This is a genomic window from Paenibacillus sp. FSL F4-0097, from assembly GCF_038593125.1.
Lineage (GTDB): Bacteria > Bacillota > Bacilli > Paenibacillales > Paenibacillaceae > Paenibacillus_AQ > Paenibacillus_AQ odorifer.
The window spans coordinates 4479741-4498704 of record NZ_CP151965.1; the positions used below are offsets into that span (position 1 = coordinate 4479741).

Annotated in this window: 17 protein-coding genes; 4 read left to right on the top strand and 13 right to left on the bottom strand. The window is 42.8% G+C overall.

The genetic code is table 11. The features are described from left to right. From MHH86_RS20130 to MHH86_RS20140, 3 genes are all read right to left on the bottom strand, one after another. On the bottom strand, positions 1 to 774 hold the full coding sequence (locus MHH86_RS20130; RefSeq protein WP_339809773.1) for an ABC transporter ATP-binding protein: 774 nt from the start codon (positions 772 to 774) through the stop codon (positions 1 to 3). Positions 775 to 934: 160 nt separating this feature from the next. Continuing rightward, positions 935 to 2209, bottom strand: a complete 1275-nt coding sequence (locus tag MHH86_RS20135; RefSeq protein WP_342479400.1) for a HAMP domain-containing sensor histidine kinase — start codon at positions 2207 to 2209, stop codon at positions 935 to 937. A 2-nt stretch (positions 2210 to 2211) separates the two neighbouring features. After that, on the bottom strand, positions 2212 to 2895 hold the full coding sequence (locus tag MHH86_RS20140) for a response regulator transcription factor (protein WP_038572354.1): 684 nt from the start codon (positions 2893 to 2895) through the stop codon (positions 2212 to 2214). A 66-nt stretch (positions 2896 to 2961) separates the two neighbouring features. Here MHH86_RS20140 and MHH86_RS20145 point away from each other — a divergent pair, with 66 nt between their 5' ends. Continuing rightward, positions 2962 to 4233 (top strand): serine hydrolase domain-containing protein, encoded by a 1272-nt coding sequence (locus tag MHH86_RS20145; protein ID WP_342479401.1) that lies wholly within the window; start codon positions 2962 to 2964, stop codon positions 4231 to 4233. Between the two features lie 40 nt (positions 4234 to 4273). On the opposite strand, the gene MHH86_RS20150 is transcribed toward MHH86_RS20145, so the two are convergent. Continuing rightward, a complete protein-coding gene (locus tag MHH86_RS20150; RefSeq protein ID WP_036685802.1) occupies positions 4274 to 4633 on the bottom strand; it encodes a hypothetical protein in 360 nt (119 codons plus the stop codon). Between the two features lie 279 nt (positions 4634 to 4912). On the opposite strand from MHH86_RS20150, the gene MHH86_RS20155 reads away from it, so the two are divergent. Then, on the top strand, positions 4913 to 5122 hold the full coding sequence (locus tag MHH86_RS20155) for a hypothetical protein (protein WP_036685800.1): 210 nt from the start codon (positions 4913 to 4915) through the stop codon (positions 5120 to 5122). Here MHH86_RS20155 and MHH86_RS20160 read toward each other — a convergent pair. The 6 genes from MHH86_RS20160 to MHH86_RS20185 form a co-directional block, all read right to left on the bottom strand. Further along, the gene (locus MHH86_RS20160) at positions 5119 to 5610 is read right to left on the bottom strand and encodes a DinB family protein (protein WP_063829829.1); all 492 of its coding nucleotides are present in this window, start codon (positions 5608 to 5610) and stop codon (positions 5119 to 5121) included. The genes MHH86_RS20155 and MHH86_RS20160 overlap by 4 nt on opposite strands. A gap of 28 nt (positions 5611 to 5638) precedes the next feature. Beyond that, positions 5639 to 6742, bottom strand: coding sequence for an LCP family protein (locus MHH86_RS20165; RefSeq protein ID WP_051491411.1), 1104 nt, complete (start codon positions 6740 to 6742; stop codon positions 5639 to 5641). 8 nt (positions 6743 to 6750) lie between these two features. Then, entirely contained in the window at positions 6751 to 7560 is an 810-nt protein-coding gene (locus MHH86_RS20170) for a GNAT family N-acetyltransferase (RefSeq protein ID WP_342479402.1), read from the bottom strand. 208 nt (positions 7561 to 7768) lie between these two features. Next, positions 7769 to 7996, bottom strand: coding sequence for a hypothetical protein (locus MHH86_RS20175; RefSeq protein WP_036685795.1), 228 nt, complete (start codon positions 7994 to 7996; stop codon positions 7769 to 7771). A 64-nt stretch (positions 7997 to 8060) separates the two neighbouring features. Next, complete coding sequence (locus MHH86_RS20180; protein ID WP_036685790.1) at positions 8061 to 8261, bottom strand: cold-shock protein; 201 nt, start codon at positions 8259 to 8261, stop codon at positions 8061 to 8063. A 684-nt stretch (positions 8262 to 8945) separates the two neighbouring features. Continuing rightward, positions 8946 to 11012, bottom strand: coding sequence for a methyl-accepting chemotaxis protein (locus MHH86_RS20185; protein ID WP_339191876.1), 2067 nt, complete (start codon positions 11010 to 11012; stop codon positions 8946 to 8948). Positions 11013 to 11230: 218 nt separating this feature from the next. Here MHH86_RS20185 and MHH86_RS20190 point away from each other — a divergent pair, with 218 nt between their 5' ends. Beyond that, positions 11231 to 11635 carry a CBS domain-containing protein gene (locus MHH86_RS20190; RefSeq protein ID WP_038572361.1) on the top strand — a complete coding sequence of 135 codons (405 nt, stop codon included), beginning with the start codon at positions 11231 to 11233 and terminating at the stop codon, positions 11633 to 11635. Between the two features lie 54 nt (positions 11636 to 11689). Here the strand turns inward: MHH86_RS20190 and map are convergent, their stop codons facing one another. Then, entirely contained in the window at positions 11690 to 12436 is a 747-nt protein-coding gene (gene map, locus MHH86_RS20195; RefSeq protein ID WP_036685786.1) for a type I methionyl aminopeptidase, read from the bottom strand. Between the two features lie 398 nt (positions 12437 to 12834). Between map and MHH86_RS20200 the strand changes: the two genes are divergently transcribed. Then, entirely contained in the window at positions 12835 to 14466 is a 1632-nt protein-coding gene (locus tag MHH86_RS20200) for a cellulase family glycosylhydrolase (protein ID WP_340940601.1), read from the top strand. An 863-nt stretch (positions 14467 to 15329) separates the two neighbouring features. Here the strand turns inward: MHH86_RS20200 and cysI are convergent. After that, positions 15330 to 17054: an assimilatory sulfite reductase (NADPH) hemoprotein subunit gene (gene cysI, locus MHH86_RS20205; RefSeq protein ID WP_340892004.1), complete on the bottom strand. Its 1725-nt coding sequence runs from the start codon at positions 17052 to 17054 to the stop codon at positions 15330 to 15332. A 46-nt stretch (positions 17055 to 17100) separates the two neighbouring features. Next, positions 17101 to 18957 (bottom strand): assimilatory sulfite reductase (NADPH) flavoprotein subunit, encoded by a 1857-nt coding sequence (locus MHH86_RS20210; protein ID WP_340893284.1) that lies wholly within the window; start codon positions 18955 to 18957, stop codon positions 17101 to 17103. Positions 18958 to 18964: the final 7 nt, after the last annotated feature.

The following is an 18964-nucleotide window of genomic DNA, read 5'->3' on the forward strand; positions in this document are numbered from 1 at the left end:
CTACCACCCCAATTCGGTTAGAAAGGACTGTACTTGCTGCTGCCGTTCAGGTCCGTTATCTTCGCTATAAGGGGTAAGACGCAAATCACCAACGATGACTCCGTCCCGCAGATACAATATCCGATTACCACGCAACGCGGTTTTAAGATCATGTGTAACCATAATTATGCTTTGCCCTTGCCTATTCACCTCAGTGAGGACGCGCAATACACCTATTCCTGCTGAACTGTTTAACGCACCTGTCGGCTCATCAGCGAAAACCGCTTTTGGACTGTTGATCAATGCCCGGATAATACCCGCCCGCTGAGCTTCGCCACCTGAGATTTGCGCCGGAAACTTGCCCCAGACAGAGTCATCCAGACCTACATCTGAGAGTAGCTTTTTGGCTTTTTTCACAGCCCCTGCTCTATCCTTTTGTACAAGAAAAGCACTAGATAATACATTGTCGAGGACACTCATCGTATCCAGCAGATGAATCTGCTGAAACACGAACCCACAATTCTTCCGCCGGAATACCGCAAGCTGATCATTACTCATGGCTGTGATATCCTGACCTTCAAATAGAACCTCTCCAAGCGTTGGCTTATCCATACCCGAAATGGCATACAGCAGTGTTGATTTACCAGAACCAGAGCTGCCCATGATAATCGTGAAATCACCATGATATAAGGTCAGATCCAGATTTTTCAAAACATGCTGCTGAGTTCCTCCATGGGAGAAGGTTTTTCCAAGCTTATTAGTCTGCATCAGCACTTTATTATTCACTTCGCTCATGTTGAACACTCCATTTACATTCATGCTCATTAATTGCGCTAAAAGAAAATCATTGCTCTACGCGAAATATAATGGCTGCAATCACAAGCTTATTCGTAATTGCAACCTTATCGTACGTTAAATGTTCTTAACATGTCTTTGTGCAATCCTTAGCTAATTCTTAATTCTGTCCTGCTAAAGGAATTAGCAGTTTGACTGTAAATCCATCCTCCCGATTGGAGCACACAATGTCGCCTTGCATTTTTTGCATCATATAACGGGAAATGTACAGGCCTAGACCCGCACCATTCTGGCTCACGGCCAGACTGCCCCGAAAAAATTTATTAAATACTAAAGGCAGCTCCTCCTCCGGAACCCCGGGGCCATAATCCAGAATATCTACCTCCAGATAATGATCCGTAATCTCGAACCTAATATCAATAGGTGTGTCTATGTAGGCATATTTGTAGGAATTATTCACAACATTATCAATCACCTGCTGCAGCCGCAAGGAGTCCACCGTAATGATACAGTCAGGCACTGCTGCTACTGAAATCCGTTCATAGAAATTTACATTATTTATAATTTGGATCAGCAGGTGGCTTTGCTCCTCCGTTAAGCTGACTTTAAGTTCATTTAGTTCCTCTAAGGTCGAATGGAACATATCGGTCACCAGACGATCAATCTGATCCGCTTTGGAATACAAAGTGTTAAGCTGTCTGCTGGTCTTCTCATCCCTTGCGCTTAATAACATCAGTTCCGTAATCGCCTTTAACGAAGCAACTGGTGTTTTAATATCATGACTGAGACTAGCAACCAGTTCCTTTTTACTTTTATTCGCCAAATATTCGCTGTGTCTAGCCGCTGCAAGCTCTTCCCGCATCATATCAAAGCTTTCGGTAAAAGCACCAAACAGATGATTACGATCCATCTCCAGCGGAACTTCCAGATCACCTCTCGCGATATGCTTCGCGAATAGCTGCATTTTGCGAAACGGACGGAGAACCGATCGATTCAGGAACCAAATATAGCGAATGCCTAGAACCGTAAGCAGTAGCAGCATCACAATAGAAACTTGTATAAATTGTTTTTTCATATGTATAAAAATCGCATGGTAATCATTATTAATAATCACCTTACCCACCATCTTATCCTGAACAAAAACGTCCACTAGAGTATCCCGATTGTTGATGGCTTCGTTAACGGTAACGGAAATCGCATTTCCCGTCTGATATTTAAGTACTCCCGCGGTATCGATAATGGCAAATTCATAAGGACCTTCCTTGTACAGGTTCGGATCAAGCTTGTCCCAGTTCTGCTCCGTGAGCTTCACAATGGTATTGATAGCCACTCTATCTGTTCCTGTCTCCTCCTGCAAATTAAGAATTAGGAATGTGAGCGTTAAACTTGCGGCAAATATAGTAAGTAGAAGAGCCAACAGCAGTTTTTTAGTCATAACTATTTGTCCTCAAAAGCATAACCGATGCCCCATACTGTACGGATGTACTGAGGATCATTAGGATTCTGCTCAATCTTCTCGCGTAGATGGCGAATATGTACATTTAAGGTGCCATCCCCCGCAAAAACATCTCCCCATACCTCTGTAAATAACTCCTCTTTGGGGATTACCCTATTTTTATGCTGAATCAAATAGCTGAGCAGTTTATATTCCATCGTTTTCAGCTTGAGAGCTACGCCATTAAGGCTTGCCCTCCTAAGTTCAGGGTCTATCTGGATAGAGCCGGCTTGAAGGACCGCTGCCTCAGCTATAACTTCGTTATTGTGGCGTTTAAGCACCGCCTTCACTTTTGCGAGCAGCACTCTCAGGGTATACGGCTTATGAATATAGTCATCTCCTCCGATATCAAGAGCAATCAATACATCATCTTCACTGGAGCGGGCACTAATAAACAAGATAGGAATCCCCATCGTCTGACGCAGCTCTTTGCATAACTGGAAGCCGGATTCACCGCCTAAATTAATATCAAGCAGTAACATTGAGACCTGATGCTCACGCAAAAAGCTCCGACAGGCAGCAGCGCTTGTAACAAACGCGGTTTGAACATCAAACAAATTAAAATATTCGCAGGTGCTCTCCGCAAGTTCAGTTTCATCATCAATAATTAAACAATCATATCTCATGGATTTCTCTCCGCTTCAACAGAATTTAGTATTATGTTAGAATATGCCTTTAAGGAGGGGTTACCTGTGGATAAACAATCCCAGCGTCTGGAGCAATATTTAGAAAAATACGAACAAAGCTGCCCACTGAGCGGCACAGTCTTAATAGCTCAGCATGGAGAAATCAAGCTACAAAAAGCATACGGATATGCGAATCTTGAACATCAGGTTCCGAACACTATAGATACCAAATTCCGGATCTGGTCATTAACCAAGTCATTCACTGGCATGGCAATTCTGATGCTAAAAGAACAAAAACGTCTGCGACTGGAAGATCCGATCCTTAAGTATCTTCCTGAACAGCATGCATTCGAGGGGATTACCGTCCTTCATCTGCTGGGACATACCTCGGGTATAGCCAACTACACTTCTCTACCCGAATATAATCAAAAATTAAATAAGCTGAAGCTGACTCCACTGGAGATGTTACAGCTATTTGTGAGTCAACCGCCTGCATTTATGCCTGGCACATCGTTTTCCTATAATAATTCAGGTTATTATTTATTAGGAATGATTATTGAGAAGATTACAGGCATGACATTTGAAGATTATATCACTACTTTTATATTACAGCCTCTTGGCATGGTAAATACAGGAGTTTATAACAATCAGCAAATCATTTCAAAATTAGCCTCACCTTATCATTCCTCATGGGGTGAGTATACTCAGGGTGAATACATAAATATGAGCTCTATCCTATCAGCGGGTGCTATGTATTCGACGGCTGCTGATCTTTTCCTGTGGGATCAAGCGTTATACTCCGATCAATTAGTATCCCACGATACTTTGGAGATGGCTTTTCATTCAAGTAATCTCAAATATCGTTTTGGTTGGTTTTTGGACGAACGTTATGATCGCAAAAGAATGTATCACGGCGGCGCTTATCGCGGCTTCCGAAGTGAAATGCACAGATATCCAGAAGAGCAGACGACCGTCATCATGTTGACCAATTATGATTGTGTCCCCATTACCAAGTTAACGGAATCTCTATCTGGATTAGTATTCGGTGAGCCTGCCGAGATGCCGATATTCCCGCAAGCCTTCCCACTTGATGATAGCATGTATGCTGAATATATGGGGACCTATGAGGGATTTGGCTGCAAAGCGAGCGTAGAGCGTAGGGGCCAGGACTATTATTTTGTCTGGAATGATGGAGAGGTTACACCGTTCTATCCTATCTCAGAAACAAGATTCCATCATACCAAGCATGACAGTGAATTTGAATTTAAACGGAGTGAACAGGGTGAGCTTTCATTTCTGGGGATGAAAAAAAACAAACGAGTGCCGCATAAGCCATGAAATGGCTGCTGGGGCACCCGCCTTTTTTTTCAGCTAAAGCCTAAGCCTTGGCCAAAATAATAAATTGTGTGAGCATCACGATTACCGCTGAAGACACCCCCAGCGAATTAATGATTGTTAAAGCATTTGGATAACTTTCTTTCCGAAACTGTGAGAACAAAGACACCGTCCATAACACGCTGAAAAATAACGACGACAACCCAGATACAGCTTCACTATCAATTCGTCTGCTCCGGAGAAACAATCCGGCAAGGGTGGCGACAGTATAAACAATATATATTACTAGCTCTATCGATGTGATAACGATTGCCTCGCCGGCAGAGAACAAACGCATTAACAAGTATTGAAAACCTAAACAGATAAACACAAGCTGGTTAAAAGATAGTCTCTTCACTCTCATAGCTTAGCTCCTTTAGGATATATTTTCACAAAAGACAACGCTTACATTGTACTGGTGATTGAATATATCTTCTGTGACTTTCCATACCCTGCCAAATATTAGTCAGATAATATCCTCACATACAAAAAAGGAAGTACACTTTGCGAAAAAGATCCGCAAGGCATACTTCCTTTTTTTACGATTCGATTGTAGATTTAGACGGAATGGGACATCTTAGTTCCAAAATAGAATGAACAGTGGATTTATAAGATGTTTTCTTAAAATTAGGAGGTCATTGCTGTGAGAAACAAACAATCTATTGTCTTCGTGACCATTCCATTATCCGAGATCAAGAAGTTCATCCTTATTGATATTGTTGCTGGATGGGTCTTTTATTTTGCTATAAAATTCCCCTTCCATTCCTTAATTGCCGCCTCTGCCGGAAGCATGTTTGGTCCTATCCTCATACGCCAATCCATGAAGTTAGTTCAAAATCGCGCCAAGGTTTAAGGTTTTAAGAACTGCTCAATCTGTTTTTTATGATGCTTATCATGTGGGATAAAACTTCTCAAATACTTGCGAACGCTGAATTTTTTGCGATCTCCGTCCTTATATTCCTGATTGAATTCATCTTCCGTTAACCCTGCAGCTGCATCTATGATTTTAGTTCTATAACGTACAAATTGTTCAATTAATGTTTGTTCAGATAATAATTTAGCATATTCTACAGCGTTAGCATTAAACTCGTTAAAATCCAAATGCTTAGTTGTGATCGGTTCCCGGAGAATTATTTTCTTAATCGCACCTTCATAAAAATATTTATCCCATAACATGAGATGACAGATGATATCCTTTACAGTCCATTTACCAGCTGCAATAGGCTGATTCCAATGTTTGTCTGATACTTCCCCTAAAGATTCTACGAACGGGATGAGGGACTTAAATTCGAGTAACATTTGCTCATTTGTTTTTGCAGCCAGAGAGATCAACCTCCACATGAAAAATAAAATAATTCAGTCACAACATCTATGCTGCGTCATCCGCAGAAGCTGCGGCCAGATCCATATCGGTAGAGTCAGGATTCAGCCAAATCTCAATCAACTCATGGGTACGCTTCACATCATTTTCGTCAAGCATATAATACCATTGATCCTTCCGTCTGCCTTCACCCTGCAACATATGGCTTGTGATCTCAGGAGTACCCCCTTCAAGAATTACTCTTTTCGCCAAATCAAGAATAAAGTCTGACTTCATATTGGTTTGGAAATTACTGCCTGCTATTTCGATGATTTTCTGTATATTAAGGATATTATCTACTCTCTTCATCCGTTCAAGCGCAGATTTCAAAAAGATCCGCTGCCGCTCCGTTCGTTTAAAATCAGAATCCTCACGGTATCTTACATACATTAATGCTTCAGCGCCAGAATAAATCGGTTTGTTCGGTTCAATTCTTAATTTCTCATGATCCGGACTCTTGTTCTCAATCACCTTGGTAATCGGAAGTTCAACACCCCCTAGAGCATCTGTAACGCCCACAAGACCGTTGAAATTAATAGTAGCGTAATATTCGATAGGCGCGTTTAATAAATTTTTAACGGTGTCTACACTCATCTGAGGACCGCCATAGGAATGTGCTGCATTAATCTTGGTTTCTTTCCTAGCTCCTTTAACATTTTCCGCTCCGATAATTTCTGCATAGGAATCACGAGGGATCGACACGAACAATACTTTATGATCAACTGGCCGAATCACAGTATATATAATCGAATCAGAAAGCCCGTTCTCTTTTCCCCGCTGATCAGTACCCAATAGGAGGATAGAAAATGGACGATCCTTATTATCCGTCGTGGGTTGGAATCCAGGAGCTTCAGCATTTTCATTATTTTTTAAAGGAACGTATGACCCATCAAGCGTGTGTTCAATAGTTGGAGCCACAACATTATTAAATCCGAAAATCAGCAGTTCTTTACGAAAAACATAAGATCCTAGCCCAGCAATAAGTACGATAGCAAGCATAAATAGCCAGATCTTTTTTTTCCTGCTGGTCTTAGTTTTCTTCTTCACCTTCTTTTTCTCAATTCTACTTAAAGAAAAAGAAGAAGCTGAATGGGTAATCTGTTTATTTTTCATTCGGATCCTTAACCCTTCCTGATGACGGATTCTACCAGCCGATAATAGGGAATCATGTAGGTTGTCTCAAAGCCTAATCTATGCGCTAAGTTGAAAGAACCTTCGTTATCCAGACGACACGCCCACACCGGCTCAAGCTGATGTTCTAGACAATATTCGATTAAGGCTGAACAGACAGCGTAGGCATAGCCCTTCCCCCGATGTGCTTCTGAGGTTTCTATGCCAATTTCCAGTTGATGCTCATTAACAAAACCCGAAAATGCCGTAGAGGCAATTTCCCCAGCATCAAGAATATTGAAGCCCAGCCCCTCAGCAAGAAATTGCTCTTCATTCCTCCAAAAATCCTTAGGATTGACACCTCCTGTTGCCGCCATAAACCGTTCTTTGTTCATTCGCACCACTTCAAGGTCTTGGTTAAGATAAGAAGCTTTCTGGTTCAGATATCTCTCGCGGTTAAAGCTGAAGTTGACCCTTGTATTTCTATGGAGCATTTCCTGTTCACTCCAATGAGCGATAACTTCCGGCCAACCTCCCGCTGGATCAGCCTGCAGCATTTCTTGATGATGCCGAATCATATTTTTATTGGTTATGTAATCAAAAAGGTCGCGCTTAAACTCTTCATTATCCGACTCTCCAATTAATAAAGACATTCCACAAGGGTGTGCAATGTAAAAAGCACGCGGGTTAACGATATCGTCAACATATACGCTGCCAGCAATGACTTGCTTCACCACTGACTCAGCAAACATCGTATTTATTTTCACATTTTCTAAAGGCTCAATTGCTTTGTAATAATCTTTACACTCTAGTCGTTTCATAATTTTCTCCTTAGATATCACGTAATGTTTTGATAGATAACCACCAGCTTGTGAGAATATTTTTTTACTGGATGACACCGTTACCTAAAATATCCCATTATTATAGACGATCTTCGGGTCGATAAGTTTCTATTTATAAGAAATTTGTGAGACAAAAAAAGACCATATCCTATCAAGGATTGGTCTACCCTATTTATTAATGCTGATCTTAGATTTTTTTCACAATCATATCGATCTCGCTCTTCAGTAAAAGATATCTGACGACACTTCTCATGATCGGAACTTTAGTCAACTTATGCTGATCTACATAACTTTTCATTTGATCTTTAGACAGCCCAAGCAAGCTTCCCGCTTCAGATACCGTCAATACTTCCTTGTTACTTGTAGCGTTAAAGGTTTTCTTAACTTTTAAATTCCAGTCTTCAAACACCTGCATTTACATCCGCCACCTTTCTATAAAAAAATCCCCAAACGATACGTTTGGGGATTCATTTTACTACTTACAGTTTTACAACATTCTCAGCTTGTTGACCACGATTGCCTTGAACTACGTTAAATTCTACACGTTGTCCTTCATCCAGGGACTTGAATCCGTCACCAGTAATTGCGCTGAAATGTACGAATACATCTTCTCCACCTTCAACCTCGATAAAACCAAAACCTTTGTCTGCGTTAAACCATTTCACTGTTCCTGTTTGCATAATATAATTACCACCTTATTTTTATTTACATGTTATTCTTATCCTCAAAAAATCTCTTACAAAATCTCTAAAAAAATAAAAATTCACATATGGTACAAGGTTATTAACGTCTAAAGAATAACCCTCTACGCTATGTGAATTCGCCAGGTAAATACTTTCGATAGATTGATTATAGCACAGCTAACACCAAATAGATACTCTTCTGCATTATGAACAAAATGGGAAGAAAGAAGGAGCTGTGTCATAAGTGATTCTACGAGTGGAGACTGACCTCCTCACTTTCAAAATCTTAAAATCAACAAAACAGCGATTCTTCTGTTCTCGAAGAATCGCTGTTCGGCGTTTTTTGGTCATTCGCGGTCTGCTTCAACTACACTTTCATTATCCTGCGGGGCTTTCGGACTCAGTTGACGTTATTTACATGTTTTTATCCTTTACAGCTAGAATTCGGACACCAGCGACGTTATTCCTTGGAAAGAGGCTCATATTAAGCATTTTTTGGGCCAATAGCTGCACTGGAGTCCGATAACATTCCAAATATCGGATAATCCTACGTTTAAGGATTACTGTGTCCCTTAGCAGGTTACTAAGCGTATTTTCCAGTGACTAAGCATGTGCTTTCGACACAGCAGTCATTTTCATAGCTTAGGGGATAGCCCTTTTTCTAAAATTTGAAAAGGGAATTTAAATTTTAAAATAGGACAATTTATCCAACAGGTCTTGCACCATTGAGCTAAGTGACTCCGACGAAGCTGAGATCTCTTCCATAGAAGCAAGCTGCTCCTCTGAGGCTGCTGCCACACTTTGGGAGTCAGATGAAGCTTCCGAAGCAAGATCGGCTAATTGTTTAACTGTAACTGAAATTTGCTCCGTACCCGCGGTCATCTGCTGTGCAGCTGCGGACACCTCTTGGATTTGATCAGTCACCTGCGTCATCTCTGTCAGAATCGAAGTAAATAAAAGATCACTATCAGATACACTTTGCACACCAAGAATTACTTTTTCATTGCCGACAGCCATTGCTTGTGAAGCTTGATTAGTATCTTGCACCACATCTTCAACCAAAGCAGTAACTTGTTCGGCAGCTTTTTTAGTCTGATCTGCCAGCATACGAATTTCTGAGGCCACTACAGCAAAACCTCGGCCATGTTCACCCACTCTGGACGCCTCAATAGCCGCATTTAGTGCCAACAGATTGGTCTGTTTACTTATGTTCGAAATCAGGCCTATAATCCCGCTGATCTGAGCAGATCGTTCGCCTAAACGTTCGATTGCCAGACTCGTCTCATCCACAGACAGCTTTAACTCTGACATTTGGTTCACTGCCATTTGAAGCTGCGCACTGCCCTTTTTCGTCTGATCGGTAACCTCATCTGCAGACGCAGACACCGATGACGAAGAGTCAGCGATCCGTTGCACTCCAACATTCAGCTCGCTCATCGCCATTGAAGAATCACCCGCATAATCACTCTGCAGCTGCGCTCCTTCGGCTACTCGTCCAATTGCCACAGCAATTTGTTCAGCAGCTTTCCCAGTCTGCTCAGCGTTAGCTGTCAGCTCTTCAGAGGTAGCTCCCACAGACATTGATAAATCAGCAACAAGTCCAAACATTTCTCGAAGCTTATGGGTCATATGATTAAAATGTGTAGCCATCTTGCCGAATTCATCATCATTTCGAACCTGCAGGGTTTGAGTCAAATCACCCTGAGACATCAGCTGCAATTTATCAGATAACAAGCGAAGCGGTTTAACTACCATCAACCATAGCTGAAGACCAACAATAACAGCTAAAATCAAAATACCAATAATCATAATGATAAAAAATTCTGTTTTGGCTTGTTCATAATCAGCCATGATTACATCCTTAGAAATCGCTGTCTGTGTGTACCAGACCTGGTCACTTCCAGGCATTGGTATCGGAACAAAAGTCCGCAGCACGTCTTCTCCCTTGGAATTTATCGTGTATCCCAGTGTGGCCTCCCCATTCTTCACACGCTTCCACAGTAATGTTTTATCTTCTGTATCACCGAACTCTTTGAGTACACTTTGAGGATCATTTGGATTGGCTGCATATTTGCCATTACCAGTGATTAAAGAAACATAACCTCCCAGAGGTTTATAGTTAACAGCTTCTTCCTGCAATTGGGTTAACGAAACATCGAACCCTACAGTCCCAAGAAAAGCACCCGTTTTATCCAAAATCGGCAGCATGACCGAAATCATCTCTATTGCTCCACCAGTCGTCTCATAGGAATAGGGTTCAATATAGACCGGTTTTTTCTCTTTTTTAGGTAAAAGGTAATAATCACCCGCACCTTCTACATCGTAATTTTTTAAGGGTTCAACCTTAATTGCACCTTGATTTCTAAAGACATAAGGAATAAAACGCCCCGTACCGTCATCATATGGCATCTTATTTATATTAGCCTGATCGTTCTGATCAAAAGCATTGGGTTCCCATAATATGCTCATCCCAAAAATTTCTGGTCTGTGCTCAAGCATAGTTTTCATTGTAGAAACAACATCTTCACGGTCCAAGGTTTGACGTTCTCTTGATTCAATCAGTACCTCAGCGAGCGCTTCACCCGTCGACTGAATGTCTATCATTCTATTCTGAATGGTCTCCGCATAACTTTTCCCTGCGATCTCTGCCTGAAGTTCACCGTTGGATATGCTCACACTACGCAGATTAGCCAGGTTTGCGACTAAACTAAAGAAAAAGATCACAATAATTACTAAACTTACCACCATAACAAACTTAAACGTTAAAGAAAGCCTTCGATACAATGCCATCTGAACAACTCCACTCTAGGATAATATATCTTTAATCGACAAAATACGACCTCTATTCAATAGGACTTATTACCTATAATTCAAGGGATGAAAATTTAAAATTCTATCCATTCCAAAAGTATGTTTAAATAAAAGTAGCCTAATCAAAAAAACATAATACAAAGGAGTTCATGCCGATGGAAATATCCTCTTTTTTGTTGCCAAAAGATCAAGTTGCCTATATCACTAACTCACTATCCATGCTGGAAGCCTTAGAACAATTAGAACAGCACCATTACACGGCTATCCCTATTATTGATAATGAAGGAAAATATGTAGGAACACTTTCGGAGGGTGATCTATTGTGGAAGCTGAAAAACACAGCAGATTTAACCTTTGACAATATAGGGGAAGTTCCAGTAAGTGACATCCAAAAGCATGTTCATAACGAAAGTGTTCTCATTAATGCAGAAATGGAGGATATGCTGACGCTCGCTGCGGATCAGAATTTCGTTCCTGTGATTGATAATGAGGGTGTATTTGTTGGAATTATTAGGAGAAAAGATATCATTGAATATTACACTCGCAACATTACGGATTAATAAAAAATGACCAATCTCCAATACGGAGACTGGTCATTTTATTTTTCATCAAAATTACAGTTCAGTCAGGATAATCGTTCCTTGTGGGGTAATCGCCAAAGTATGCTCATATTGTGCTGACAATCCACCGTCAATGGTACGCGCAGTCCAACCATCCGCATCAATTTTTGTTCTGTAACTGCCTGTGTTCAGCATGGGCTCAATGGTAAATACCATCCCCTCTTTAAGACGAGGCCCTCTCCCTGCTGGACCATAGTGAGGCACTTCCGGAGCTTCATGCATTTCTGAACCGATCCCGTGGCCAATAAAATCACGTACTACAGAAAATCCGTTAGACTCTGCATAAACTTGGATGGCATGCGCAACATCCCCGATACGGTTGCCTGCAACCGCCTGCTCGATTCCACGGAATAACGATTCCTTAGTAGTGTCTAGAAGTTTGGTCGCCTGTTCACTAATATTGCCAATCCCGTAAGACCAGGCCGAATCTGCCAACCAGCCGTTTAAGTTAACAACCATGTCAATGGTTACGATATCCCCGTCTTTTAGCGGCTCTTTTTTCGGAAATCCGTGGCATATTACATCATTTACAGATGCACAGGTTGCGTACGGGTACCCATTATATCCTTTTTGCTCAGGAGTAGCTCCTTGAGACAATATAAATTTTTCTGCAAATTCATCAATTTCCCAGGTCGTAATACCAGGCTGCAAAATTTGCGCAATTTGACGATGACATTCAGCGAGAATTTTTCCCGCCGCACGCATTTTTTCGATCTCTTCCATCGTTTTCATGATAATCATAATATCGCCTCTTCTGTACAGAACTCATCGCTCTCGGGCAACGGTTCTTCTTTTGTATTTAGTTTACCCTTTATATTATGAAAGAAAATCGCGAGAAATCCAAATCATTAGTCAAAAAAAATTATATTTTCCTTCCTGAATCTAAAAATAACATCATTTTTCATGATAATGTTAGATGAAAGACGAGTGCCTGATCAGCACTTCGTCTTATTTTCTAATAAAACATAAAATTATTGTTATCGTTAAATTATTTATTATTCCTAAAAATTCCTTTATATGTTATATTCAAAATAACTGAGGAGGTGATACATGCCTGTAATTGAGTGCATTTACTGCAACCACCTGAAGGATACGCATAATCTAAGAAGCAACCCTATTTGATTAAGGAGGAAATGTTGATGAAATTCAGTAAGCATTTTTCGTTCCGGAAAATCAGTTTGTTAGTATTAATTAGTATCCTTACTCTTTCTATTTCTTTACCTCAACAGCAGGCAGCAGCAGCAAACACTTCTGTTAAGGGCTTTTATGTAAGCGGTACCACTTTGTATGATGCCACCGGCAGTCCTTTTGTAATGCGTGGGGTTAATCATGCACACACTTGGTACAAAAACGATCTGGCTACTGCAATACCGGCCATTGCAGCCACTGGCTCCAATACCGTCAGAATTGTACTTTCTAATGGCAGCAAGTGGTCTCTCGATACCTTGGCGGATGTCCAAAATATTCTTAAGCTTTGTGATCAGTATAAATTGATTGCCATGCTGGAAGTGCATGATGCTACTGGCTCAGACAACACATCTGATCTTAACGCTGCAGTCAACTATTGGATCAGCATCAAGGATGCTTTGATTGGTAAAGAAGATCGTGTCATTGTGAATATTGCTAATGAATGGTACGGTTCTTGGAACACTGCAACATGGGCCAGTGGTTACCAAGCGGCAATTCCGGCGTTAAGAAATGCGGGCATTAAGAACACTTTAGTTGTAGATGCAGCGGGATGGGGTCAATACCCACAATCCATTTTCACTAGTGGTCAGGCTGTATATAATTCAGATACCTTAAAAAATACTATTTTCTCGATTCATATGTACGAATATGCCGGAGGTAATGCTGCTACCGTTAAGAGCAATATCGATAGTGCCTTGGCCATTGGAGCCCCCGTGATTATCGGCGAATTCGGTGACAAGCACACGGGTGGAGATGTCGATGAAGCCACCATTATGAGCTACACTAAGGAAAAAAAGGTAGGATGGCTCGCCTGGTCCTGGTATGGTAATGGCGGAGGCGTCGAATATCTGGATCTAGCCAGCGGTCCAGCAGGAACACTCAGCAACTGGGGAAATACAGTCGTTAATGGAGCAAACGGAACCTTAGCAACCTCCGTGCTTAATAAAATTTATACAACGCCTGGTTACCAACCTGTGCCGGATGGTGGCACAACTCCTACACCTACACCTACACCTACACCTACACCTACACTTACACCTACACCAACACCAACACCAACGCCAACGCCAACGCCAACAGCTACGCCAACAGCAACAGTAACACCTACAGCCACTCCTACCGGCTCGCCATCCAGTAATCTGGCACTTTACTACCGTGCAGCAGATACCAATGCTACAGATAACTCAATCAAACCTTACTTCAACATTTATAACAACGGAACAACGGCAGTCAATCTAAATGGACTGAAAATTCGTTATTACTTTACTAAAGATGGAAGCGCCTCCCTCAATGGTGTGATCGATTGGGCGCAGATCGGTGCTTCTAATATATCGGTTGCCCTTGGGTCCACTAGTGGAACGAACGCCGACTCTTACGTTGAGCTTACTTTCAACGCTAGCGCGGGCTCCATACCTGCTGGTGGACAGTCAGGAGAAATCCAATTACGAGTGCATAAAAGCGACTGGTCTAACTTCAATGAAGCAAATGACTATTCGTTCGACCCAACCAAAGTTTCCTTCAGCACTTGGAACAAAGTAACCTTGTATCAAAACGATGTACTGATCTCCGGCATCGCTCCTTAAAAACATAAACCAGCGAGCCTCCCAAGATTGGAGACTTGCTGGTTTTTAAAATTAGATCTGTTGTAGCGCAGATGTTAGGATAATGCTTACTTATAGTAGCTCAAAAGATGACTGTTGTTAGATTTGTCAGTCAACAGTGATTTACTGCTGTTAGTCTACTGCTGGATTAGTCTGCTGCTGGACTGTTACTACTTTGATGTTAGTTTACTATTGCTCGTCTATTGTTCCGCTAGTCGATTGCTGCTCTTTTGTTTGGCTATTCTGCGTACTACTCTACTGTTGCTCCTACTGATCTGATTTCACTCTTTCACACTATCTAATTCGACTCTTTCATTACTCTGACGTTAATCTACTATCGCTCATCTGCCGCTCATGTGCTGTTCATCTGCCGTTCTTTACTTTTTGAACACTCGGTTGTGGTTTTCGGACTCAGATGACGCTATTTGTGCAATTTAAGCCGTTTTGAGCAACTTTCGGACTGGAGAGACGCTATTCCTCTGAAAAAGGCCTATTTCGGCCTCTTTTCATACCCATAACAGCGCTGGTGTCCGAATACTCTGCAAATTGGCAAGGTTTCAGAAAATAAGGGCTCCTGAGTCCGTCACCTTGTTAGTCTACTGCCGCTCGTCGCGCTCATCTACTGCTCTACTATCGCTCATCTACTACTCATCTTCCGCTCATCTACTACTCGTATGCGCTTATCTGCTGCTTATCTGCTGCTCATTTACTCTTGTCTACCGTCTTTACCTCTGGAGCATTTTGTGTACGACACGACACCTCGCGCACCTAACTACGCCCAAACCACAAAAAATACCCCGGCGGCCATCCAACTGGCCCCGGGACATTTTTAAATCTACTTTCATTTAGTCATGGAAATTAAGCCCAGAGGTAACGGCTTTAACATAATCTGCACGGATCACGAAATCTCCAAAATGCTCACCTTGTTGACGTTCTTTGGCATATCGGTGAAGAATAGGTTCAAGCGTCTCTAGGATCTCCTTCTCATCTATGTTTTCTTTATACATTTTATTCAGGCGATCACCCGTAAAGCCTGCTCCTAAATACAGATTATATCTGCCTGGAGCCTTGCCGATAAACGAGATTTCACCCAGCGCCGGTCTAGCACATCCATTAGGGCAGCCGGTCATCCGGATTACAATTTCCTCGTCGCGCAAACCAGCTTTATCTATAACAAGCTCCAGCTTATCTATCAACGAAGGCAGATAACGTTCCGCTTCAGCCATCGCAAGCCCGCAGGTTGGCAGTGCTACACAGGACATGGAGCTGCGCCGCAATGCAGAAAGATGTGCTCCATCTGTAAGTCCATGCTGTTTAGCCAGCTCAGCTACTTTGCGTTTTTTGGCAGTAGTGACGTTGGCAATCGTTAGATTCTGATTCGGCGTTAGCCGGAAATCTCCAGTATGAATCTTAGCAATCTCCCGCAAGCCAGTCATCAAGGTGTATCCTTCTTGGTCATGAATCCGTCCGCTTTGAATATAAAGTGTCAGATTCCATTTTCCGTTGGTACCCTTCACCCAGCCGTAACGGTCTCCGTTGTGATCAAAATGATAATCACGTGCTGCTTCAAGCTGCCATCCGAGTCTTTCATGCAGTTCATCTACGAACCATTCCAGACCGTGGCGGTCAATCGTATATTTGAACCGTGCATTTTTGCGGACAGAGCGATTGCCATAATCCCGTTGGATCGTTACGGTCTTTTCTGCCACATCAATCAACTGTTCGGGACGGCAAAAACCAATAATACGTCCCAACTGAGGATAAGTACTGGTATCGCCATGAGTCATCCCCATACCGCCGCCTACAGAAACGTTAAAGCCGACTAGCTTCTCATTTTCCAGAATAGCGATAAAACCCAGATCTTGCGAGAATACATCCACATCATTAGAAGGTGGCACCGCTAAGCCAATCTTGAATTTACGCGGTAAATATACCGGACCATAGATTGGTTCTACTTCCGCACGTTCGCCTAAGCTATCTACTACCTTTTCACCGTCTAGCCAAATCTCATGGTAGGCGGGAGTACGTGGGGATAAGTGATCACTCACTTTGCGCGCCCATTCATAGACCTCTGCATGCACCTCTGACTGGTAAGGATTCGGATTACTCATTACGTTACGGTTAACATCGCCGCAAGCTGCCAGCGTCGTCATCAGCGTATCATTAATGCTGCGAATGGTTTTCTTAAGATTCCATTTGAGTACCCCATGCATTTGAAACGCCTGTCTGGTAGTCAGACGTAAGGTCCCATTACCGTATTTTTGTGCCAAATCATCCATCACTAGCCACTGCTCTGGTGTCGCTACCCCGCCTGGGGCAACTACACGAAGCATGAACTGAAATGCAGGCTCCAGCTTTTGCCGTTCACGCTCATTGCGTAAATCCCGATCGTCCTGCATATAACTTCCGTGAAATTTCAGCAGCCGATTATCATCTTCCGGCAAACCTCCGGTAATCGGATTGCTTAATGTCTCAACAAGCGCGCCCCGCAGATAGTTACTCTCTTGCTTAATGTGTTCAACATCACTTGGAGGCCCGCCGATCGGCTTAACCTTTTCATTGTTTGCCATTGTTGTTATCTCCCCCCGAAGTCATTCGATAACTTTCCTCTATCCATTAGTAAACATCACGTTGGTAGCGCTGCGCCTGCTGCATATTATCCAAATAAGCTGCTGCTTCTTCAGGACTCAGCCCACCCTCATGCTGGATGACAGTAATCAGAGCAGAATGAACATCATGTGCCATATGCTTCTCGTCACCGCAAATGTAAATATGAGCTCCCGCTTGCAGCCATTCGTAGACCTCGCGGCTCTTTTCCAGAATGCGATGCTGAACATATACTTTCTCTTCGGTATCACGGGAGAAAGCAACATCCAGCTTAGTTAACAAGCCGTCTTTTAGCATTCTCTGCCAGTCCGTCTGATAGAGGAAGTCCGTCACGAAATGCCGATCTCCGTAGAACAGCCATGATTTACCTTCCGCCCCAAGCTCGCCACGTTCCTCCAAGAAAGAGCGGAAGGGTGCAACGCCTGTCCCCGGTCCAATCATAATGATCGGCGCATCAGGATTTGTTGGAAGCTTAAAGTTAGGATTATGTTGAATGTAGATGGGCAACGTATCTCCCGGCTGGACTCTTTCAGCACAATGTACCGAGCAGACCCCATAACGCTCACGGCCATGTGCCTCATAACGTACAGCTCTAACCGTTAAATGAACCTCATCTGGATTAGCTTTATAGCTGCTAGCAATTGAATAGAGTCGTGCTGGAAGCTTGCGCAAAATAGTCACAAAGTTACTGGCTGAACCTTCCCATGGAGAGAAGTCCTGAACCAAATCGAGCAGATCGCGGCCTTGAATATATTCCTTAAGCTGTTGCGCACGTTCTGGCGCCAATAAATCCTTTAGTTTGTTAGAAGAAGATAACTTCGCCGCTTGCTCAAGCAACGGTTTGGTTAATACAGTGATTTCATAGTGGTGAAGAAGTGCCTCACGTAAGGAACCTTCTTCCCCTTTTTTATTAAATGGAACAATATCATTAGGATTCCAGCCCATAGTATGAATAATAGCGTCTACCAATTCAGGATGATTCTCCGGGTAGACACCCAGCGCATCCCCTGGCTCAAATTGTATGTTAGAGCCTTCTAGTGATAGCTCCAAATGGCGGGTCTCCCGGTCGGAACCACGTCCGTTCAGATTTAGATTTTCTAATACTTCCGCTTTAAAAGGATTGTTGCGGGTATACAAAGGCTCCTGAGAATCTGTGTCTTCCGCAGCTTGAACCGCTTTTGCCGCAATGGCCGGAGCATTTAAATGTGCATTTAAGGCACCAATCACGCCTTCAAACCACTCGGTAACCGAATCATCATAATCAAGATCACAATCAATACGCGGACTTAACCGCTTGCCGCCAAGTTCCTCAAGCCGCTGATCGAAGTCCTTGCCGGTCTGACAAAAGAATTCATAGGAGGTATCCCCCAGTGCCAACACTGAGAACTTCAGATTCTCTAATTGAGGGGCTCTTTTGCTATAGAGAAATTCATGGAACATCCGTGCATTATCTGGCGGCTCGCCTTCACCGTGAGTACTGACCAGCAATAGGAGGTTCTCAACCTTCTTAAGTGCATTGGGCTTAAAGCTGTTCATCGCAGTGAGCGTGACCTGAAATCCTTGCTCCTCCAGCTTGCGGGACAAGCTCCCAGCCAGCCGTTGGCAATTCCCTGTCTGGGACCCAAACAACACGGTCACTTCACGTGAAGCTACAGGTTGACTAACGGCACTACCTTCCGCATTTCCTATCGCATTTGATTGCACTGCTTGAACCCCGGCACCTGCCGATGGTGCAGTAGTAAGGCCCATGGCCGACAAATAACCGCTAAGCCATATTTGCTGTGTCTCCGTTAAGGATGGTAGAAGACGATTGAGTAGCTCCACTTGGCTCTCGTTAAAAGGACTGTTCGTTACCTGTAGTTGCAACAATATC